This window comes from Streptomyces sp. NPDC057099, from assembly GCF_042671245.1.
In the GTDB taxonomy this organism is placed as follows: Bacteria; Actinomycetota; Actinomycetes; order Streptomycetales; family Streptomycetaceae; genus Streptomyces; species Streptomyces purpurascens.
The window spans coordinates 70,817-90,892 of the sequence record NZ_JBHUTX010000018.1; the positions used below are offsets into that span (position 1 = coordinate 70,817).

21 protein-coding genes are annotated in these 20,076 nt (G+C 70.1%); 8 read left to right on the plus strand and 13 right to left on the minus strand.

What is annotated here, in order from left to right; genetic code table 11:
• Positions 1 to 3: 3 nt before the first annotated feature.
• Positions 4 to 336: an ATP/GTP-binding protein gene (locus ACFT4A_RS22820; RefSeq protein WP_189723247.1), complete on the minus strand. Its 333-nt coding sequence runs from the start codon at positions 334 to 336 to the stop codon at positions 4 to 6.
• Between the two features lie 251 nt (positions 337 to 587).
• Here ACFT4A_RS22820 and ACFT4A_RS22825 point away from each other — a divergent pair, with 251 nt between their 5' ends.
• On the plus strand, positions 588 to 1,616 hold the full coding sequence (locus ACFT4A_RS22825) for an LLM class flavin-dependent oxidoreductase (RefSeq protein WP_382832858.1): 1,029 nt from the start codon (positions 588 to 590) through the stop codon (positions 1,614 to 1,616).
• Between the two features lie 84 nt (positions 1,617 to 1,700).
• Here ACFT4A_RS22825 and ACFT4A_RS22830 read toward each other — a convergent pair whose 3' ends face one another.
• Positions 1,701 to 2,093: an SCO5389 family protein gene (locus ACFT4A_RS22830; protein WP_381431452.1), complete on the minus strand. Its 393-nt coding sequence runs from the start codon at positions 2,091 to 2,093 to the stop codon at positions 1,701 to 1,703.
• A gap of 253 nt (positions 2,094 to 2,346) precedes the next feature.
• Between ACFT4A_RS22830 and nucS the strand changes: the two genes are divergently transcribed.
• Complete coding sequence (nucS, locus tag ACFT4A_RS22835; protein WP_184590411.1) at positions 2,347 to 3,018, plus strand: endonuclease NucS; 672 nt, start codon at positions 2,347 to 2,349, stop codon at positions 3,016 to 3,018.
• 69 nt (positions 3,019 to 3,087) lie between these two features.
• Here the strand turns inward: nucS and ACFT4A_RS22840 are convergent, their stop codons facing one another.
• From ACFT4A_RS22840 to ACFT4A_RS22855, 4 genes are all read right to left on the minus strand, one after another.
• Complete coding sequence (locus ACFT4A_RS22840) at positions 3,088 to 5,598, minus strand: ATP-binding protein (RefSeq protein WP_382832860.1); 2,511 nt, start codon at positions 5,596 to 5,598, stop codon at positions 3,088 to 3,090.
• Positions 5,599 to 5,866: 268 nt separating this feature from the next.
• Positions 5,867 to 6,190, minus strand: coding sequence for an STAS domain-containing protein (locus tag ACFT4A_RS22845; protein WP_030246483.1), 324 nt, complete (start codon positions 6,188 to 6,190; stop codon positions 5,867 to 5,869).
• A gap of 150 nt (positions 6,191 to 6,340) precedes the next feature.
• Positions 6,341 to 7,189, minus strand: a complete 849-nt coding sequence (locus ACFT4A_RS22850) for a 3-hydroxyacyl-CoA dehydrogenase family protein (protein WP_215118507.1) — start codon at positions 7,187 to 7,189, stop codon at positions 6,341 to 6,343.
• A gap of 128 nt (positions 7,190 to 7,317) precedes the next feature.
• Positions 7,318 to 7,959, minus strand: a complete 642-nt coding sequence (locus ACFT4A_RS22855) for a TetR/AcrR family transcriptional regulator (RefSeq protein WP_382832863.1) — start codon at positions 7,957 to 7,959, stop codon at positions 7,318 to 7,320.
• 124 nt (positions 7,960 to 8,083) lie between these two features.
• Here ACFT4A_RS22855 and ACFT4A_RS22860 point away from each other — a divergent pair, with 124 nt between their 5' ends.
• The 3 genes from ACFT4A_RS22860 to ACFT4A_RS22870 are packed head-to-tail and all read left to right on the plus strand — an operon-like array spanning position 8,084 to position 10,230.
• A complete protein-coding gene (locus tag ACFT4A_RS22860) occupies positions 8,084 to 8,866 on the plus strand; it encodes an ABC transporter ATP-binding protein (RefSeq protein ID WP_382832952.1) in 783 nt (260 codons plus the stop codon).
• Between the two features lie 28 nt (positions 8,867 to 8,894).
• A complete protein-coding gene (locus tag ACFT4A_RS22865; RefSeq protein WP_382832865.1) occupies positions 8,895 to 9,644 on the plus strand; it encodes an ABC transporter permease in 750 nt (249 codons plus the stop codon).
• A 13-nt stretch (positions 9,645 to 9,657) separates the two neighbouring features.
• A complete protein-coding gene (locus ACFT4A_RS22870) occupies positions 9,658 to 10,230 on the plus strand; it encodes a cob(I)yrinic acid a,c-diamide adenosyltransferase (RefSeq protein WP_382832866.1) in 573 nt (190 codons plus the stop codon).
• Here ACFT4A_RS22870 and ACFT4A_RS22875 read toward each other — a convergent pair.
• Together ACFT4A_RS22875 and ACFT4A_RS22880 are read right to left on the minus strand one after the other, a co-directional pair.
• The gene (locus ACFT4A_RS22875) at positions 10,227 to 10,415 is read right to left on the minus strand and encodes a DUF5708 family protein (RefSeq protein WP_189723238.1); all 189 of its coding nucleotides are present in this window, start codon (positions 10,413 to 10,415) and stop codon (positions 10,227 to 10,229) included. The genes ACFT4A_RS22870 and ACFT4A_RS22875 overlap by 4 nt on opposite strands.
• Entirely contained in the window at positions 10,412 to 10,996 is a 585-nt protein-coding gene (locus ACFT4A_RS22880; RefSeq protein ID WP_382832868.1) for a hypothetical protein, read from the minus strand. Before ACFT4A_RS22880 ends, ACFT4A_RS22875 begins: the two co-directional genes overlap by 4 nt.
• Before the next feature lie 151 nt (positions 10,997 to 11,147).
• Here ACFT4A_RS22880 and ACFT4A_RS22885 point away from each other — a divergent pair, with 151 nt between their 5' ends.
• The 3 genes from ACFT4A_RS22885 to ACFT4A_RS22895 all read left to right on the plus strand — a co-directional run bounded on the left by ACFT4A_RS22885 (position 11,148) and on the right by ACFT4A_RS22895 (position 14,935).
• Complete coding sequence (locus tag ACFT4A_RS22885; protein ID WP_382832870.1) at positions 11,148 to 12,341, plus strand: sensor histidine kinase; 1,194 nt, start codon at positions 11,148 to 11,150, stop codon at positions 12,339 to 12,341.
• Complete coding sequence (locus ACFT4A_RS22890) at positions 12,338 to 12,988, plus strand: response regulator (RefSeq protein WP_382832872.1); 651 nt, start codon at positions 12,338 to 12,340, stop codon at positions 12,986 to 12,988. Before ACFT4A_RS22885 ends, ACFT4A_RS22890 begins: the two co-directional genes overlap by 4 nt.
• A gap of 123 nt (positions 12,989 to 13,111) precedes the next feature.
• Positions 13,112 to 14,935, plus strand: a complete 1,824-nt coding sequence (locus ACFT4A_RS22895; protein ID WP_382832873.1) for a glycosyl hydrolase family 18 protein — start codon at positions 13,112 to 13,114, stop codon at positions 14,933 to 14,935.
• A 79-nt stretch (positions 14,936 to 15,014) separates the two neighbouring features.
• Here ACFT4A_RS22895 and ACFT4A_RS22900 read toward each other — a convergent pair whose 3' ends face one another.
• From ACFT4A_RS22900 to atpA, 5 genes are all read right to left on the minus strand, one after another.
• Entirely contained in the window at positions 15,015 to 15,461 is a 447-nt protein-coding gene (locus ACFT4A_RS22900; RefSeq protein WP_382832875.1) for a DUF2550 domain-containing protein, read from the minus strand.
• 130 nt (positions 15,462 to 15,591) lie between these two features.
• Positions 15,592 to 15,969 (minus strand): F0F1 ATP synthase subunit epsilon, encoded by a 378-nt coding sequence (locus tag ACFT4A_RS22905; RefSeq protein ID WP_382832876.1) that lies wholly within the window; start codon positions 15,967 to 15,969, stop codon positions 15,592 to 15,594.
• Positions 15,970 to 16,085: 116 nt separating this feature from the next.
• Positions 16,086 to 17,522: a F0F1 ATP synthase subunit beta gene (atpD, locus tag ACFT4A_RS22910; protein WP_382581212.1), complete on the minus strand. Its 1,437-nt coding sequence runs from the start codon at positions 17,520 to 17,522 to the stop codon at positions 16,086 to 16,088.
• Between the two features lie 2 nt (positions 17,523 to 17,524).
• Entirely contained in the window at positions 17,525 to 18,439 is a 915-nt protein-coding gene (locus tag ACFT4A_RS22915; RefSeq protein ID WP_382832878.1) for a F0F1 ATP synthase subunit gamma, read from the minus strand.
• A gap of 20 nt (positions 18,440 to 18,459) precedes the next feature.
• The gene (atpA, locus tag ACFT4A_RS22920) at positions 18,460 to 20,049 is read right to left on the minus strand and encodes a F0F1 ATP synthase subunit alpha (protein WP_382832880.1); all 1,590 of its coding nucleotides are present in this window, start codon (positions 20,047 to 20,049) and stop codon (positions 18,460 to 18,462) included.
• Positions 20,050 to 20,076 lie beyond the last annotated feature (27 nt).

The window sequence follows — 20,076 nt, forward strand, 5'->3', positions numbered from 1 at the left end:
CCCTCAGAATCTCGGCGAGTTACGGGACCGCTGCACCCCCGGGGTGCGGCGGTCCCGCGCGTTCCAGCAGGCCTTGTGCCAGTGCCGGCGGTCGTCGACGCCCGCGTGCTCGGACCAGGCCACCACGTGCGGCACACCGTCGGGGATCATCTGGTCGCAGCCGGGGCAGCGGTACGACTTGCCCTGCGCGCTCGCGCCGGCCACATGCCGCACGCTCCAGTTCTCACCCTGCCAGTTCTCCGAGGACTGCCAGCCGCCGTAGCGGCCGGGGCTGTCGTCCTCGGCGCTCCGGCCGGACGAACCGGCATCCTTGGGTCGGTTACGACGCGGGGACACGGGACACCTCTCGGGGATATACAGGGAGCACGAGCCGTGTCCAGCCTACGCGGCGCGGACGAGGGTACGCGTACGGCACCAATCGCCACAAGTCCCTCTCCGGGCGAGGCGGGTGCTCACCGGCTCTCAGCGGAACGCCCCATTCTGCAGACAATCCGCAAAATACTCCGCCCGGCCGTGTCCTCGGCACGTGTCAGACGGTTATGCCCTGTGGGGGAGCTCCGTGTCGGAGCCAAGGAAGCAGGAAAGCAATGCACGTTGGAAGTTTCGTGTTGGCGGCCCAGTTCCCCGGCCAGGGCGAGGGCGAGGCGCTGCACCGCGCGGTCCGCTCGGCCGAGGTGGCCGAGGAATCGGGGCTCGACGCGGTCTGGCTGGCCGAGCACCACTTCGTGCCGTACGGCACATGCCCGTCGGCGATCACCCTGGCCGCCTTGCTGCTCGGCCGCACCCGCCGTATCCGGGTCGGTACGGCGGTCAGCGTTCTGCCCACCGCCCACCCCGTGGCCCTCGGCGAACAGGCCGCGCTGCTGCACCACACGAGCGGCGGCCGTTTCACGCTGGGTGTCGGGCGCGGCGGTCCATGGGTCGACCTGGAGGTGTTCGGCGCGGGCCTCGAGGCGTACGAGAAGGGGTTCCCGGAGGCCCTGGACCTCCTGGAGCGCTGGTTGCGCGAACCGTCCGTGGCGGCCGAGGGGGAGCGCTTCCGCTTCCGTGAAGTCCCGGTGGTCCCCCGGCCGTCGGAGGCCCTGACCGACGTCCAAGGCCCCGAGCTGGTCGTCGCCTGCACCTCCCCGGCGAGCGTGCGGCTGGCCGCCGAGCGCGGTCTCTCGATGCTGCTCGGGATGCATGTGGGGGACGAGGAGAAGGCCGAGATGGTCGCCCTGTGGCGGCAGCACGCGCGGGCGAGCGGCCGGCCCGCCGAGGAGATCCGCGGCGCGTCCCATGTGTCGGCGGGCGTCTGCCAGATCGCGGACCGGCGGGTCGACGCGGCGGAGACGCTGATGAAGGCGATGCCGGGCTGGCTGAAGCAGGGGCTGGAGGCACATGTCACGGTCGACGGGCGCACACGCCGGATGCGCGACCCGCTGGCGTACACCGAACTGCTCTGCGGGCTGCACCCGGTGGGGACGCCGCGGCTGTGCGCCGACCGGCTGGCGGCGACCAGCGAGCGGACGGGCATCTCCCGCTTCGCCCTGCTCGTCGAGGGCTCCGGGGACCTGGCGGCGACCGAGGAGAACGTACGGCGGCTGGGGACCGAGGTGCTCCCCCAACTCGTCTGATGGCGCGGTGACTTCCTGGGGGCTTGCCGCTCCGGTACAAAAGCGCACCTCCCGCGTACGGAGCGGCAAGCAAGCGGCGCCGCGTCAGCAGTCCCGGAACTCGGGTGACTGGTTCAGCACCTGGCTGCGGACCGAGGTGAAGCGGTCCAGCTTCTCGTCGACCGAGGAGTCAAGCGGGAACACGGCCACCCGATGGCAGTTCTGGAAAGCCAGCCGCACACCGAAGTGCCGTTGCAGCGCGCCGCGTATCGCGTCACTCGCAAGCGCACGCAGCAACTGCCCGCGTGCCCGCTCGTCCGGCGGAGGCGTCTGGTTGTCGGCGAACGCACCGCCGTCCACCTTCAGCTGGGCCACCAGGGAGCTGATCATCTCCCACGCATAGGGCAGGGAGGTCCGGACGCAGTCGACGAATTCCGCTTCGTCGACCTCGCCTCGCTCGGCCTGTTCGAGTAGGGCCGGTGAGACGTCGAGCGACATGAGTTCTCCTCTCGCACCCCCGATGAACGGGGGTTGCCGGACAGATAGGGGAGATTCGCGATACCGGACACGCTGCGTACACGCCTCGCGACCTCCCGTTCATACGGTAAGCAACCGGCGGTGACGGCACCAGGAGAATGCGCAGATGACACACTCTCAATGAGCACACCATGCACACAATCGGCCATTACCGAACATGCGTTTTCCAGGGCGAATCGCGTCGGCAGGTGCCCGTCGAGTAGCGTTGCCGACCATGCGTCTCGTCATTGCCCGCTGTTCCGTGGACTACGCCGGGCGGCTCACCGCCCACCTTCCCTCGGCCCCGCGCCTGATCCTGGTGAAGGCGGACGGCAGCGTCTCGATCCACGCCGACGACCGGGCCTACAAGCCCCTGAACTGGATGTCGCCGCCCTGCACGCTGAAGGAGGGCACCGGCGAGGAAGAGGGCGTCTGGACCGTCATCAACAAGGCGGGCGAGAAGCTCATCATCACGATGGAGGAGGTTCTCCACGACTCCTCGCACGAACTGGGCGTGGATCCCGGCCTGATCAAGGACGGCGTGGAAGCGCACCTTCAGGAGCTGCTCGCCGACCGCATCGAGACACTCGGCGACGGCTACACCCTGATCCGCCGCGAGTACCCCACGGCCATCGGGCCGGTGGACATCCTGTGCCGGGACGCCGACGGCAAGACCGTCGCGGTGGAGATCAAGCGGCGCGGTGAGATCGACGGCGTGGAGCAGCTGACGCGCTATCTGGAGCTGCTGAACCGCGACCCCCATCTCGCGCCGGTCCGCGGTGTCTTCGCCGCGCAGGAGATCAAGCCCCAGGCCCGCGTCCTCGCGACGGACCGGGGCATCGGCTGCCAGGTCCTCGACTACGACGCGATGCGCGGCATCGAGGACGACAAGCTGCGACTGTTCTGACCCGCCCCCGCCCGACAAAGAGGGCCGGGTCCGCGCACGCGGACCCGGCCCTGCTGTGTGTACGGGGTGTCAGATCACCTGGTCCGAACTGCCGGGCGTGCCCGCGCCACTGCTCTGCGGCGCGCTCGCGGTGGTGCTCGTGGGCGCGCTCGGCGCCGGGCCGCTGGCCGAGTCGGAGGTGGACGGGCTGGTCGTCGGCGGGGTCGTCGTCGGCGTCGGCTCCCCGGTGTCCGTCGGTGTCGGCGACGACGAGGACGGCGGCGGACTCGACGGCGGCTTGGTCGATGAGGACGGCGGCTTGGTCGGGGTCGTCGGCGGCTTGGAGGACGTCGGAGGCTTCGAGGTCGTCGGCGGCTTGGACGTCGATGCCGGATCGCTCGGATCCTGCGAACCGCTCGGGTCGTCCGTAGGCGTCGGGTCGTCCGACGTGCCGAGCGTGCCGTCCGGACCCGGATCGGTCGGGCTGCTGGTGGCCGCGCCGGTGTCGCCGCCGCCCTCGTTCGCCGCCGGGTCGGCGCCCAGGCTGCCGTCGCCCAGGCCCTGGCTGGCCGAGGGGTTGACGCCGACCTGGTCGGACGGTGGGTTCCGGTCCTTGTCGGAGGTGGCGCCGAGGGTCACCACCGTGCCGAGCACGGCGACGAGCAGGGCACCGGCGCCCGCGGCCACGAGGTTGCGACGGGCCAGGCCCTTGAGACCGCCCCGGGCCTTGCGCGAGGGCGCGGACGGGCTGTGGTGGGTGACCACGGTCGGCGAGGAGGGCTGCTGGAGCGTCGGGAAGGCCGCCGGGACACCGCCGGCCGGGGACGCCGACTCCTCGTACCGGGCGTCGGGCACCTCCTCCCCCGCGGTCGGGCCGAGCCCGATCGGGGTGCCCGAGCGGTCGGAGACCAGGGCGAGGGCACGACGGCCGGCGACGGTGCCGCGCTTGTCGGCCAGGGCGCCGCGCAGGCCGATGGAGGCCTCCAGTTCGGCCCGGGCCCGGTCGAGCCGGCCGCCGCACAGGGCGAGGATGCCGAGCTCGTGGTGGAAGTAGGCCTCCTCGGCGACGTCCCCGGCGAGCCGGGCGGCCTCGGCGCCGGCCCGCAGGGCCCGTTCCCAGGCGCTCCAGTGCAGTCCGGCGGCGAAGGCGGGGGCGGCGGTGCGGGCCAGGTGGACGGCCGCGCTCTCCTCGTCCTCGGCGGGCGGCCGGGTGGCCGGCCCGAGGAGGGCCAGTGCGGCGAGGAGGGCGTCGGACTCGGCGCACACGCGCTCGGGGGTGACCGAGGGGTGCCCGGCCCACCAGGAGTAGTGCTGGGCGGCGCTGCGGGCCCCGGCCTCGGCCTCGTCGGCGTATCCGGCGGCCTCCAGCTGGGCCGGCACGCCCGCGGCGAGCCGGTAGCGGGAGCCGACCGGGGAGACCAGGCCGCAGAGGGCCAGTTCGCCGAGGGCGGCGTCCGCGTGGGTGTCGCCGACCAGGGCGGGCAGATGCGCCTGGTGCGGGACCTCGCCGCCGAGGGCGACGGCGAACCGCAGGGTGGCGCGGGCGGAGGCGCTGAGCCGGGAGGCGAGCAGCGGGGCGGGGGCGGCGGCCTCGCCGAGCGCGGGCAGCGGTACGTCGTCGCCGTCGGCGGCGTCGTACGCCTCGGCCGGGGGCGTGTCCTCGAAGACGCCGAACTCGTCGACGGCACTCGTCCCGGCGCGCAGCCGGTCGCGCTGCCGCAGCAGGGCACCGGCCTGGACGAAGCGCAGCGGCAGGCCCTCGGACTCGAACCAGAGGTCCCCCGCCCAGTTGGACTCCTCCTCGGTGAGGGACCGGCCCACCGCGTGCTCCAGCAGGTCGAGTCCGGCCGCGCGATCCAGGCCGCCGAGGGCGACCTCCTCGACGGCGGAGCCTGCGGAGGGCGCGGGCACGTCCGGGGTTGCGCCCAGCAGGAAGGCGCACTCCGGGGTCGCCTCCAGCAGCTCGTCGAGCGCGGCGCCGCCGAACTCGATGTCGTCGAGGACGACGACCGCGCCGATCTCACCGAGGTGGGTCAGCAGTTCGTCCCGGTCCGGGCGGTACAGGGGGGCGCTGAAGACGGCGCGGAAGAGCTCGTACTGGAGGTCGCCGGAGGTGCGTCCGAAGCCGTTGAGGCGGACCACGCCGTCGGGGGCGAGGTCCGAGCAGTCCTCGGCGACGAGGTCGAGGAGGCGGGTGCGGCCCGAGCCGGCGGGTCCGGTGAGGCGGACGGAGCGGCCGCGGGCGAGCAGGCGCACCAGTCGCTCGCGTTCGTCCTGGCGGGCCAGCAGCGGCAGGGCGGGACGCGCCGGGCCGGGCGGGACGGGCGGCCGGGCCGCGCGCTCGGCCTCGGCGCGTTCGGCCGTGGTGAGCTTCACGGGCCGGGCGGGCTGTTCGGCGGGCGGGCAGGCCTCTATCTCGCTGCCGTCGACGGGGTTGACCGTCAGCAGGAAGTCGCCGGCGACGAGCCGCACCGTGCGGGCGAGCGCGGGCGTGTGCTGCGCGAAGTCGGGTGTGAGGGAGTCCCGGGGCGGGCGCTGGCGCGGCCCCTGGCCGTCGCCTTCGTGGCCGTACTCCTCGGGTCCCCGGGTGTTCGGGTCCATAAGTCAAGCCCCCCAAAAGCGGGTGTGTGCTGTGAAAGCCCTTCCCGGCCTTGCTGCACACCGCGCTGTCGCTTCTGGTCCGGGCCCGCTCGAAGGGTGGCAAGGCAGCGGGCAGCCGAACCCTAAACCTTCGCACAGTATCTACGACAGTCCGGGGTACCGCGGCGTCCGAGACGTCACGGTCTCGTGAGGATTGTGCGCGTCGCACGATTCGACAACGTCCGTCCGGGTCCTCCCCGGTCTCCCGGTTCACACCCGCACGCCGGCGTCACACGCGGGGCAGTGTCTCCACCCCGATGCCCCCTTCGATCGCCAGGATCCGGTGCAGACGGGTGGCCACCAGCAGGCGCTGCATCTGCGGCGGTACACCGCGCAGCACCAGGCGCCGGCCGCAGCGACCGGCCCGCCGGTGGGCTCCCATGATCACACCCAGTCCGGTGGCGTCCCAGGAGTCCAGTTCGGACAGGTCGAGCACGAGGTCGCCGACTCCGTCGTCGACGGCCGAGTGCAGGACCGTACGGGCGTCCGCCGCGCTCCGGACGTCGAGGCGGCCCCCGACGACCAGCTCGGCGTGGTCGCCCCTGATGTACATATGCGCTCCCCGTGCGTGCGTCTCGTGCTCCGCGTTTCTGATGCCGGTGATGCAACCTCTGACTGTGTGGAGGCGGCAGAGGTTGCTTCCTGTAAGCGAACCGATACCGAATTCACCCGGGGGTGTGATGGCCCCGGGGCATGTGCGGTTTCAGTGCTTGTAGAAGCCCTGCCCGCTCTTGCGCCCGATGTCACCGGCGTCAACCATCCGGCGCATCAGCTCGGGAGCCGCGAACTTCTCGTCCTGGGACTCGGTGTAGATGTTGTTCGTGGCGTGCAGCAGGATGTCGACGCCGGTCAGGTCCGCCGTCGCCAGCGGGCCCATGGCGTGGCCGAAGCCCAGCTTGCAGGCGAGGTCGATGTCCTCGGCGCTCGCCACGCCCGACTCCTGCAGCTTCGCGGCCTCGACGACCAGGGCGCAGATGAGACGGGTCGTCACGAAGCCGGCGACGTCGCGGTTGACGACGATGCAGGTCTTGCCGACCGACTCGGCGAACTCCCGAGCCTTGGCCAGGGTTTCGTCGCTGGTCTTGTAACCGCGGACCAGTTCGCACAGCTGCATCATCGGCACCGGCGAGAAGAAGTGCGCGCCGACGACCCGCTCGGGGCGCTCCGTCGCGGCCGCGATCTTGGTGATCGGGATGGCGGAGGTGTTGGAGGCGAGGATCGCCTCGTCCTTCACGAGCTTGTCGAGCGTGCGGAAGATCTCGTGCTTGATCTCGAGCTTCTCGAACACGGCCTCCACGACGACGTCCGCGTCGGCCACGGCGTCCAGGTCGGTGGTGGCGGTGATCCGGGCGACGGCGGCGTCGGCGTCGTGCGCCTCCAGCTTGCCCTTGGCGACGAACTTGTCGTACGAGGCCTTGATGCCGTCGGTGCCCCGCTTCAACGCCTCGTCGGTGACGTCGCGCAGGACGACGTCCCAGCCCGCCTGCGCCGAGACCTGGGCGATACCGGCTCCCATGAGGCCGGCTCCGATGACGGCGAGCTTCCCTGCCACGTTACGACTCCCTGCTGACACGGCTCTTATGTATGCCTCTCGGGCGGACACTAGCGTTCGTGAGGCGCCGTGTGACCGCTAAGTAACGCGCGTCACGTCTCACATGACGGACATCACACCGTGCCGGGTCATTCGGGGTCTCGTACGGCGTAGTTGAGCACCTTCTCGCTCAACAGCTCCTCGATGTCGTCGAGGAGGACGAGCATCTCTCGTGATACTTCGTCCGGGTTGCGCCCCTTGACCATCTCGCGGCCGATCGCGACGAAGAGGGTGCCGTGGATCCAGCAGATCTGACCGGCGATCAGCCCCGGCAGCGGATCGCCGTCACCCGCGCCGACCTCCTCACGGAGGGTCGCCTCCAGGTTGTCCTGGACCTCCTGCTGGATGCTCCACAGGCGGGAGCGCAGCGGCGGCGCCTCGTCGATGCAGCGCATGAAGCGGTCGTAGCCCTCGATGAGGCCCATCCGGGGCGAGACGGCCTCGGTCTCGGCGCGCAGTTCACGCAGCACCGCCCGGGTGGCCGACTCCCCCGTGTCCCGGCCGCGCACCCAGCGGGAGAGGCGGTCGACGACGCCCTGGGAGCGGTCGAAGAAGAGGTCCTCCTTGGCCGGGAAGTAGTTGTAGACGGTGTTCACGGAGACGTCGGCGGCCTCCGCCACGTCCGCGATCGTCACCGTCACGAACCCGTGCTCCAGGAACAGCCCGGTGGCGATGTCCGAGATGCGCTGCCTGGTCTCGCGCTTCTTCCGTTCCCTGAGCCCCTCAGCCATGTCCGAATCCTAGCTTCCCTGGGGCCTCTCAAAACTTGGGGTCATTGCAAACTTTAAGAGACTCTGTTTTTCTGTGGCCATGAAGAACAAGGGCATGGAGAACAAGGGCACAGCGAACAGAGGCATGGCGATCATCAGTACGGCCGGACTGGCCCGTACCTTCCGGACGAAGCGCGGCCCGGTCCAAGCCGTACGCGGCATCGACCTGACCGTCCGCGAGGGCGAGATCCTCGGCTTCCTCGGCCCGAACGGCGCCGGCAAGACGACGACCCTGCGGATGCTGACGACCCTGCTGGAACCGACCGGCGGGGCCGCCACCGTCGCGGGCCACGATCTGGCGACCGACCCGGCCGGGGTGCGGCGGGCCTGCGGCTACGTGGCGCAGTCCGGCGGCGTGGACCCGGGGATCACCGTGCGGGAGGAACTGGTCACCCAGGGGCGCCTGTACCGGCTGACCAGGGCGGACGCCGCCGAGCGCGCCGAGGAGCTGGCCCGCGACCTGGGCCTCACCGACCTGCTCGAGAGCAAGTGCGCCGCGCTCTCCGGCGGACAGCGGCGGCGCCTGGACATCGCGATGGCGCTCACCCACCGCCCGAAGGTGCTGTTCCTCGACGAGCCGACGACCGGTCTCGACCCCGGCAGCCGGGCCGACCTGTGGGACCTGGTGCGCCGGCTGCGCGACGAGCACGGCACGACCGTCTTCCTGACCACCCACTACCTCGACGAGGCCGACGCGCTCTCCGACCGGCTGGTCGTCGTCGACCGGGGCGTGGTGGTCACCGAGGGAACTCCGAGCGCGCTGAAGCTCCGGTACGGCGGCTCGCTCGACGCCTCGCTCCAGGACACGTTCCTCGCCATCACCGGCCGCAGCGCCACGCCCGCCGACCGGGCCCCCGTCGCCGTCTAGGCGCCAGAGAGGAAACAGAGGACTCCCGATGCTGTTGCACGACACCGCGCTCGTCTACGGGCGCTATCTCCGCCAGTCCCTGCGCTCCCGTTTCGCGCTGCTGTTCGGCGTCCTGATGCCGCTGCTGTATCTGCTGTTCTTCGGTCCCCTGCTCACGGACCTGCCACTCGGCGAGCAGGGCAGCTCCTGGCAGGTGCTCGTCCCCGGTCTGCTGCTCCAACTGGGTCTGTTCGGGGCATCGTTCGCCGGCTTCTCGATCATCATCGAGAAGGGCCAGGGGGTGGTCGAACGCATGCGCGTCACCCCGGTCAGCCGACTGGCCCTGCTGCTGGGCCGGGTGCTGCGGGACGCCACGGTGTTCGTCTTCCAGGCGGTGCTGCTGGTGCTGGCGGCGGTGGCGATGGGCCTGCGGGCCCCGCTGGCCGGTGTGCTGATCGGCTTCGGGTTCGTCGCCCTGCTCTCGCTCTCGCTGGCCTCGCTGTCGTACGCGCTGGCCATGAAGCTGGACACCCCGCAGAGCTTCGGCCCGGCGGTCAACGCGCTGACCATGCCGTCCATGCTGCTGTCCGGCCTGATGCTCCCGATGACCCTGGGCCCGGCCTGGCTGGACGTCCTGTCGCACCTCATGCCGTTCCGCTATCTGGTGGACGCGGTACGGGACGCGTACATCGGCAGCTACGCGACGGCGCCCATGCTGTACGGGGTTCTGGTGGCCGTCGGCCTCACGACTCTGGCCGTGACAGTGGGCACACGCGTGTTCCGAACCGCCGGAGCGTAACTACGCTGGCCACATGGTCAATCTGACGCGCATCTACACCAGGACCGGCGACCAGGGCACCACCGCCCTCGGCGACATGAGCCGGGTCGCCAAGACCGACCTGCGGATCTCCGCGTACGCCGACGCCAACGAGGCGAACGCGGCGATCGGTGCGGCGATCGCCCTGGGCGGCCTGGACCAGGAGGTCGTCAAGGTCCTCACCCGTGTGCAGAACGACCTGTTCGACGTGGGCGCGGACCTGTCGACGCCGGTGGTGGAGAACCCGGAGTTCCCGCCGCTGCGGGTCGAGCAGTTCTACATCGACAAGCTGGAAGCCGACTGCGACCACTTCAACGAGCGGCTGGAGAAGCTCCGCTCCTTCATCCTGCCGGGCGGCACCCCGGGCGCGGCCCTGCTCCACCAGGCCTGCACGGTCGTACGCCGGGCGGAGCGCTCGACGTGGGCCGCCCTGGAGGTGCACGGCGAGACGATGAACCCCCTGACGGCGACCTACCTCAACCGCGCCTCCGACCTGCTGTTCATCCTCGCGAGGACGGCGAACAAGCAGGTCGGAGACGTGTTGTGGGTGCCGGGCGGAGAGCGCTAGGTTCTCCCCCGCGCTGCATGCCAGAGGCCGTTGGCGGAGAGGACCCCGCCGACGATCATCATCACGATGCCGACCTTGGTGAGGGTGACGACGGGGACGTCCACGTCTCCGGTGAAGCGCCACAGCAGCAGGCCGATCAGGAAGGTGACGACGCCTTCGGTCAGATACTGCTTCGCCTTGGTCATGACGGGATCCTTTCCTTCGATGTGCTGACGGTGGTGTCCTGCTCCCCGGCGGAGGGCTTGCGCGGCCAGACGAAGTAGCTCAGCGCGATCAGGCCGTGGATGCCGGCCGCGCGCCAGGCCGTATAGCGCCAGCTCTCCAGGGAGGTGACGCGGCTCGGGTCGTCCACGTACCAGATGGCGCCCTGGAGCAGCACGGTCGCGACGACCGCGCCGACCAGCGTGCCCAGCCAGATCCTGGCCTCGTGGCGCGCGCGGGCCATGCCGTCGCGCGGGGGCTTCTGCGGAGGCGGGGCACCGCCGAACCGGTGGGCGGCATGGCCGTCGAGCCACTTCACGGTGCGGTGGCCGTGCCCGACGGTGTAGCCGATGTACAGCGCGGCCAGGCCGTGCGTCCAGTTCGGGTCGGCACCGTTCTTCAGGTCCAGCGCGGTGGCGACCAGCAGCACGACCTCCAGCAGCGGCTCACAGAGCAGCAGCGCCAGGCCGGTGCGCGGCATCTTCAGCAGGTAGCGGGCGCCCAGTCCGGCGGCCAGCAGTACCCAGAAGCCGATCTCGCAGGCGGCGATCAATGCGACGATCACGGTTCGCTCCTCTCGGTCACCTTCAAGGCTCCCGGTCGGGGCGGCCGGAATCGTCGTCGCGTCTGACGAACCCGCGGTACATCGAAAGATGCAGCCAGGGACCCTACGCGGGGATCACGCACGAGGCGTCACGGCCGTGTTGGATGGAGTCATGGCCGTACGACTCCCCCGCCCACGCCGCTTCGACGTCTACATCGCGACGGGCGGCCTGCTCGGCGGACTGCTGCTGTGGGGACTCGGCCTGGCCACCCGTCCGCACACCGAGCCGTACGTGCTCCTGCCGGGCCGCTGGCCGCTGCTGCTGCCGCTCTTCGTCATGGCCGGCTGCGAGCTGCTGCGCCGGGCCGCCCCGCGCACCGCCCTGCTGACCGGCACGGCCGCGATCGTCCTGGACACCCTCACCCAGGGCAACCTGGTCACGATCCTGATGTACACCGACCTGATGTACGCGGCCGTCCTGTACGGCACGCCCGCCTCGGCCCGCCGCATTCCGCGGATCACCGGGCTGCTCACGGTGGCCGGGGCCGTGGTGCCGTTCGCCCTGTGGCGCGAGCCCGAGGCGCTGCTGATCGGCGTGGTCACGGGCATCGTCGCCTTCGGCCCCGCCGCCACCGGGCTGATCGTCCGCAACCACCGCGACGCCGCCGAGTCCGCCCGGCTGCGCGCCGAGCAGACCGCGCTGCTCGCCGAGATGGACCGCACCCAGGCGGTCACCGCCGAACGCGCCCGGATGGCCCGCGAACTGCACGACATGGTCGCCAACCACCTGTCCGCCATCGCCATCCACTCCACGGCCGCCCTCTCCCTCGACGACCCGAAGACCTCTCAGGACGCCCTGGTCGTCATCCGCGAGAACAGCGTGGAGGGGCTCTCGGAGATGCGGCGGCTGATCGGCATCCTGCGCGACAGCAGCGGTGACCTGGAACCGGCCGCGGCCCCGACGCTCGACGGCCTCGGCTCGCTGGTGGAGGGCGCCCGCGCCAACGGCCTCGACGTCACGCTGGACACCGGCCAGGACGAGGTGCCGGCGCCCGTCGAACTCGCCGCCTACCGCATCGTGCAGGAGTCGCTGACCAACGCCCTCAAGCACGCCGCATCGGGCCGGGTCACCGTGTCCCTCACTCATCGGGAGGGCTCGCTCGTCGTCACCGTGACCAGCCCGTACGGCGACCGGGACGCCCCGCGCGCGCCCGGATCCGGCGCCGGCCTGGTCGGCATGCGCGAGCGGGTGGAGCTGCTGGACGGCACGTTCGAGGCCGGGCCCGAGGACTCACCGGACGGCAAGATCTGGGCCGTACGCGCCACACTCCCCGTCAACGACACCGTCGAAGGAGACATCGCATGAGCCGGCCCATCCGGGTCCTGGTCGCCGAGGACCAGTCAGCCGTCCGCGCCGGACTGGTCCTGATCCTGCGCAGCGCGCCCGACATCGAGGTGGTCGGCGAGGCGGCGGACGGCGAGCAGGCGGTGGCGCTGGCCCGCGAGCTGACGCCGGACCTGGTGCTGATGGACGTTCAGATGCCACGCCTGGACGGAGTGTCGGCGACCCGGCAGGTCGTCACCGAAGGGCTCGCCGATGTGCTGGTGCTGACCACCTTCGACCTCGACGAGTACGTCTTCGGAGCGCTGCGGGCGGGCGCGTCCGGCTTCCTGCTGAAGAACACCGAGGCCAGGCAGCTGCTGGAGGCCGTACGCACGGTCGCACGCGGGGAAGGGCTGATCTCCCCGGCGGTCACCCGGCGGCTGATCGCGGAGTTCGCCGCGAAGCCGACGCGGGAGCCCACGGCCGACCCGGCCGTCCTGGACCGGCTGACCCGGCGCGAGCGCGAGGTGCTGTCCTGCCTCGGCGAGGGCCTGTCCAACGCGGACATCGCCGACCGGCTCGACATGGCCGAGGCGACCGTGAAGACCCATGTCAGCAGGCTGCTGGGGAAGCTGGAGCTGCGCAGCCGGGTGCAAGCGGCGGTGCTGGCACAGGAGTTGGGTGTCTGACCCGACTCTGGAGTGCGGTGGTCCAGACCTATTGACCGGTGGTCCAGACCTTTCTATTCTCACCGCACCATGAGGGGCGTGAGGCTCAGTCACGCCCCGACCACCCCACAAGGGAGGCGCACCATGCGCTTCAGACACAGAGCCGCGGCAGGGTTCGCGACCCTGTTGCTCCCGCTGGCCGGTCTCGTCGGCCTCGCGAGCCCCGCCGAGGCCGCGACATCCGCGACCGCCACCTACGCCAAGACCCAGGACTGGGGCTCCGGCTTCGAGGGCAAGTGGACGGTGAAGAACACCGGCACGACCGCTCTCAGCTCCTGGACCGTCGAGTGGGACTTCCCCTCCGGCACGTCCGTCACCTCCGCCTGGGATGCCGACGTCACCTCCTCCGGCACCCACTGGACGGCCAAGAACAAGTCCTGGAACGGCACCCTCGCCCCCGGCGCCTCCGTCTCCTTCGGCTTCAACGGCACCGGCTCCGGCTCCCCCGCGAACTGCAAGCTCAACGGCGGAAGCTGCGACGGCGGCACCACCGAACCGGGCGACAAGGCCCCGAGCGCCCCCGGCACGCCCACCGCCTCGGACATCACCGACACCTCGGTGAAGCTGTCCTGGAGCGCCGCCACCGACGACAAGGGCATCAAGAACTACGACGTCCTGCGCGACGGCGCCAAGGTCGCCACCGTGACCACCACGTCGTACACGAACACCGGCCTGACCGCCGGCACCGACTACTCGTACACCGTCCAGGCCCGCGACACCGCCGACCAGACCGGCCCGGTCAGCGGCGCCCGCGCGGTGCGCACCACCGGCGGCGGCACCGAACCGCCGACGGGCGACAAGGTGAAGCTCGGCTACTTCGTCGAGTGGGGCGTCTACGGCCGCAACTACCACGTCAAGAACCTGGTGTCGTCGGGCTCGGCCTCGAAGATCACCCACATCAACTACGCGTTCGGCAACGTCAAGAACGGTCAGTGCACCGTCGACGACACCTACGCCGCCTACGACAAGGCCTACACCGCCGACCAGTCCGTCAGCGGCACCGCCGACACCTGGGACCAGCCGCTGCGCGGCAACTTCAACCAGCTCCGCCAGCTGAAGGCCAAGTACCCGCACATCAAGGTGCTGTACTCCTTCGGCGGCTGGACCTACTCGGGCGGCTTCGGCCAGGCGGCGCAGAACGCCGCCGCGTTCGCCAAGTCCTGCAAGGCCGTCGTCGAGGACCCGCGCTGGGCCGATGTCTTCGACGGCATCGACATCGACTGGGAGTACCCGAACGCCTGCGGCCTGACCTGCGACACCTCAGGGCCTGCGGCCTTCAGGAACCTGATGTCCGCGCTGCGCACCGAGTTCGGCCCGAAGTACCTGGTCACCGCGGCCATCACCGCCGACGGCTCCTCCGGCGGCAAGATCGACGCGGCCGACTACGGCGGCGCCGTGCAGTACCTCGACTGGTACAACGTGATGACGTACGACTACTTCGGCGCCTTCGACAAGGACGGCCCGACCGCCCCGCACTCCCCGCTCACCTCGTACCCCGGGATCCCGCAGGCCGGCTTCAACTCGGCCGAGGCGATCGCCAAGCTGAAGGCGAAGGGCGTCCCCTCCGCCAAGCTGCTGCTCGGCATCGGCTTCTACGGCCGCGGCTGGACCGGCGTCACCCAGTCCGCACCGGGCGGATCGGCGACCGGCGCGGCTCCCGGCACGTACGAGGCGGGCATCGAGGACTACAAGGTCCTGAAGAACTCCTGCCCGGCCACCGGCACGATCGCGGGCACGGCGTACGCCCACTGCGGCAGCAACTGGTGGTCCTACGACACTCCCGCCACCATCGGCTCCAAGATGGCGTGGGCCAAGACCCAGGGTCTCGGCGGCGCGTTCTTCTGGGAGTTCAGCGGTGACACCGGCAACGGGGAGCTGGTGAACGCGATCAACAGCGGACTGTCGTAATCCAGTTCGGCGAGTTACGCCACATTGACGCTCCCCCAGACTTCGTCCGGGGGGACCCCCACCCAGCGAGTGAACGCGGCTACGCCACGTTCACTCGCTGTCCGGGCGGGGCTGCCTCAAGCCACGCGAGGAAACCGGTCAGCGCGTCTTCGCTCATCGCGAGTTCGAGACGCGAGCCCCGGTGCAGACAGGCCAGGATCACATGGTCGGAGAGGAGCGCCAGCTCCTCCTCGCCCTCCGGGACGCGGCGGCCGGCCACCTCGATCGCGGAACGCTCCAGGATGCGGCGCGGACGCGGCGAGTACGAGAAGACGCGGTACCACTCGACACGGTCGCCGTTGTACCGGGCCACCCCGTACGCCCACCCCTTGCCGTTGGTGTCACCCTGCTCCGGGGCGTCCCAGCGCAGGCTGGCGTCGAAGGTTCCGCCCGAACGCTGGATGAGCCGGCGGCGCAGACCGAAGACGAAAAGCCCCACCACCACGAGCGCCACCACGATTCCGCACACAGTCAGAGCGAGGACCATCGACACCGACCTCCTCGTCTCCTAGGTAACGGAACGGAAAAAACTCCCACATCTGCCTCAGCCGCGACTGGGTCCGGATCTCTCCGGTACCCAGCCGCGGCTGAGTGACGACTTCACACGGCGGACAGGATCAGCGCGCCGCCGTGGCCGTACGCAGACGGACATCCGCGCGGCGCTGGGCGTCCGCGTCGTCCTCCGCCTTCGCGCGCTCGAGCTCCTGCTCAGCGCGCTGGACATCGATCTCGTCCGACAGCTCGGCGACTTCGGCGAGAAGCGAGAGCTTGTCGTCCGCGAACGAGATGAAACCGCCGTGGACCGCGGCGACGACCGTCCCGCCATCGCTCGTGCGGATGGTCACCGGGCCCGACTCCAGCACACCGAGCAGCGGCTGGTGACCGGGCATGACGCCGATGTCGCCGGACGTGGTGCGCGCGACGACCAGGGTGGCCTGGCCGGACCAGACCTCACGGTCGGCCGCGACCAGCGCGACGTGCAGCTCAGCAGCCAAGGTGGCTCCTCGGGTCACCACCCGGCGGTAGTGCCGGGTGTTGGTTACAAGTCTAGTAGGCGTGACAGAGGGGGCGGGACGAACCCCGCCCCCTCATGACTCGAGCGCGGCTCGGGTCAGGAGACGCCCAGCTCCTTGGCGTTGTTCTTCAGGTCCTCGAGACCACCGCACATGAAGAACGCCTGCTCCGGGAAGTGGTCGTACTCGCCGTCGCAGATCGCGTTGAACGCGGCGATCGACTCGTCCAGCGGCACGTCCGAACCGTCCACGCCGGTGAACTGCTTGGCGGCGTGGGTGTTCTGGGACAGGAAGCGCTCCACGCGACGGGCGCGGTGGACAACGAGCTTGTCCTCCTCGCCGAGCTCGTCGATACCGAGGATCGCGATGATGTCCTGCAGGTCCTTGTACTTCTGCAGGATGCTCTTCACGCGCATCGCGGCGTTGTAGTGGTCCGCCGCGATGTACCGCGGGTCGAGGATGCGGGACGTCGAGTCCAGCGGGTCCACGGCCGGGTAGATGCCCTTCTCGGAGATCGGACGGGAGAGAACCGTCGTCGCGTCGAGGTGGGCGAAGGTGGTGGCCGGGGCCGGGTCGGTCAGGTCGTCCGCGGGGACGTAGATCGCCTGCATCGAGGTGATCGAGTGACCACGGGTCGAGGTGATGCGCTCCTGCAGGGTGCCCATCTCGTCGGCCAGGTTCGGCTGGTAGCCCACCGCGGAGGGCATACGGCCGAGCAGGGTCGACACCTCGGAACCGGCCTGGGTGAAGCGGAAGATGTTGTCGATGAAGAACAGCACGTCCTGCTTCTGGACGTCACGGAAGTACTCCGCCATCGTCAGGCCGGCCAGGGCCACGCGCAGACGGGTGCCCGGGGGCTCGTCCATCTGGCCGAAGACCAGGGCGGTCTTGTCCAGAACGCCGGACTCTTCCATCTCCGCGATGAGGTCGTTGCCCTCACGGGTGCGCTCACCGACGCCCGCGAAGACGGAGACGCCCTCGTGGAGGTTGGCGACACGCATGATCATTTCCTGGATCAGCACGGTCTTGCCGACACCGGCACCACCGAACAGACCGATCTTGCCGCCCTTGACGTACGGGGTGAGCAGGTCGACGACCTTCAGGCCCGTCTCGAACATCTCGGTCTTCGACTCGAGCTGGTCGAACGCGGGGGCCTTGCGGTGGATGGACCAGCGCTCGCCCTCGTACTCCTCGTCGGTGTTCAGCACCTCGCCGAGGGTGTTGAACACCTTGCCCTTGGTGAAGTCGCCGACCGGGACGGAGATGCCCACGCCGGTGTTGACCACCTGGGCCTGGCGGACCAGACCGTCGGTGGGCTGCATGGAGATCGCGCGGACCAGGCCGTCACCCAGGTGCTGGGCGACCTCGAGGGTCAGCGTCTTCTTCTCGCCCGCCTTCGCCGGGTCGGCGACCTCGACGTGAAGGGCGTTGTAGATGTCCGGCATCGCGTCGACGGGGAACTCCACGTCGACGACCGGGCCGATGACCCGCGCGACGCGGCCCGTCGCCGTGGCCGTCTCAACAGTGGTGGTCATTTTCAGTCACTCCCCGCGGTCGCGTCGGCCAGGGCACTGGCACCACCGACGATCTCGCTGATTTCCTGGGTGATTTCGGCCTGGCGGGCCTGGTTGGCAAGCCGGGTGAGATTCTCGATGAGATCACCGGCGTTGTCGGTTGCCGACTTCATCGCGCGCCGCGTTGCGGCGTGCTTCGAGGCGGCCGACTGGAGCAGCGCGTTGTAGATGCGGCTCTCCACGTAGCGCGGCAGCAGGGCGTCCAGGACGTCCTCCGCCGAGGGCTCGAAGTCGAACAGCGGAAGGATCTCGCCCTTGGGCTTGGCCTCCTCCGCGACCTCTTCGAGGCTGAGCGGCAGCAGCCGCGCCTCGACGGCCGTCTGCGTCATCATCGACACGAACTCGGTGTAGACGATGTGGAGCTCGTCCACGCCGCCCTCCGCCGTCTCCGTCTCGATCGCCTCGATCAGCGGGGCCGCGACCTTCTTGGCGTCCGCGTACGAGGGCTCGTCGGTGAAGCCCGTGAACGACTCCGCGACCTTGCGCTCGCGGAAGTTGTAGTGGGCGAGACCACGGCGGCCGACGATGTAGTTGACGACCTCCTTGCCCTCACCCTCGAGCTGCGCGGTGAGCTTCTCCGCGGCCTTGATGGCGTTGGAGTTGAAGGCGCCGGCCAGACCGCGGTCGCTCGTGAGGAGCAGGACCGCGACGCGGGTCGGGTTCTCCGCCTCCGTGGTCAGCGGGTGCTTGGTGTTCGAACCGGTGGCGACCGCGCTGACCGCGCGGGTGAGCTCGGTCGCATACGGGGTGGAGGCCGCCACCTTGCGCTGCGCCTTGACGACGCGCGAGGCGGCGATCATCTCCATCGCCTTCGTGATCTTCTTGGTCGCGGAGACGGATCGGATGCGACGCTTGTAGACCCGGAGCTGGGCTCCCATGAGTCAGGTCCCTTCCGTCGTCACTTACCGGCAGCCGGGGTGTCCTCGCCGAGCAGCTTGCCGTCGGAGGTCTCGAACTGCTTCTTGAACTCCGCGATGGCGTCGGCCATGGCCTGGAGGGTGTCGTCCGACATCTTGCCGCCCTCGCGGATGGAGGTCAGCAGGCCCTGCTCCTTGCGGTGCAGGAACTCCAGCAGCTCCTTCTCGAAGCGGCGGATGTCGACGACCGGGACCTCGTCCATCTTGCCGGTGGTGCCGGCCCAGATGGAGACGACCTGGTCCTCGGTGGCCATCGGCTGGTACTGCGGCTGCTTCAGCAGCTCGACCATGCGCTGACCACGCTCGAGCTGTGCCTTGGACGCGGCGTCCAGGTCGGAACCGAAGGCGGCGAACGCCTCCAGCTCACGGAACTGGGCGAGGTCCACGCGAAGGCGGCCGGACACCTGGCGGATCGCCTTGTGCTGGGCGGAACCACCGACTCGGGAGACGGAGATACCGACGTTCAGCGCGGGGCGCTGACCGGCGTTGAACAGGTCCGACTCCAGGAAGCACTGGCCGTCGGTGATGGAGATGACGTTGGTCGGGATGAACGCCGAGACGTCGTTGGCCTTGGTCTCGACGATCGGCAGACCGGTCATCGAGCCGGCACCCATCTCGTCGGAGAGCTTGGCGCAGCGCTCCAGCAGACGGGAGTGCAGGTAGAAGACGTCACCCGGGTAGGCCTCACGGCCCGGCGGGCGGCGCAGCAGCAGCGACACGGCGCGGTAGGCGTCGGCCTGCTTCGACAGGTCGTCGAAGATGATGAGGACGTGCTTGCCCTCGTACATCCACTGCTGACCGATGGCCGAACCGGTGTACGGCGCCAGGTACTTGAAGCCGGCCGGGTCGGACGCCGGGGCGGCGACGATGGTCGTGTACTCCAGCGCGCCGGCCTCCTCCAGAGCGCCGCGCACGCCGGCGATGGTGGAGCCCTTCTGGCCGATGGCGACGTAGATGCAGCGGACCTGCTTCTCCGGGTCGCCAGAGCGCCAGTTGTCGCGCTGGTTGATGATCGTGTCGACGGCCAGGGCGGTCTTGCCGGTCTGGCGGTCACCGATGATCAGCTGACGCTGGCCACGGCCGATCGGGGTCATGGTGTCGACGGCCTTGTAGCCGGTCTCCATCGGCTGGTGGACCGACTTGCGGTCCATGACCGTGGGGGCCTGCAGCTCGAGGGCACGGCGGCCCTCGGTCTCGATCTCGCCGAGGCCGTCGATCGGGGCGCCGAGGGGGTCGACCACACGGCCGAGGTAGCCCTCGCCGACCGCTACGGAGAGAACCTCACCGGTACGCGAGACCGGCTGCCCCTCCTCGATGCCGCTGAACTCACCGAGGACGATGGCACCGATCTCGCGCTCCTCGAGGTTGAGGGCGAGGCCGAGGGTGCCGTCCTCGAACTTCAGCAGCTCGTTGGCCATGGCCGAGGGCAGACCCTCGACCTTCGCGATGCCGTCGCCGGCAAAGGTGACCGTACCGACCTCCTCGCGCGAGGCCGCGTCCGGCTTGTACGCCTGGACGAAGTTCTCCAGCGCGTCCCGGATCTCCTCCGGCCGGATCGTGAGCTCCGCCATCTGGGTTCCCTGCTCTCCTTGTTGGGC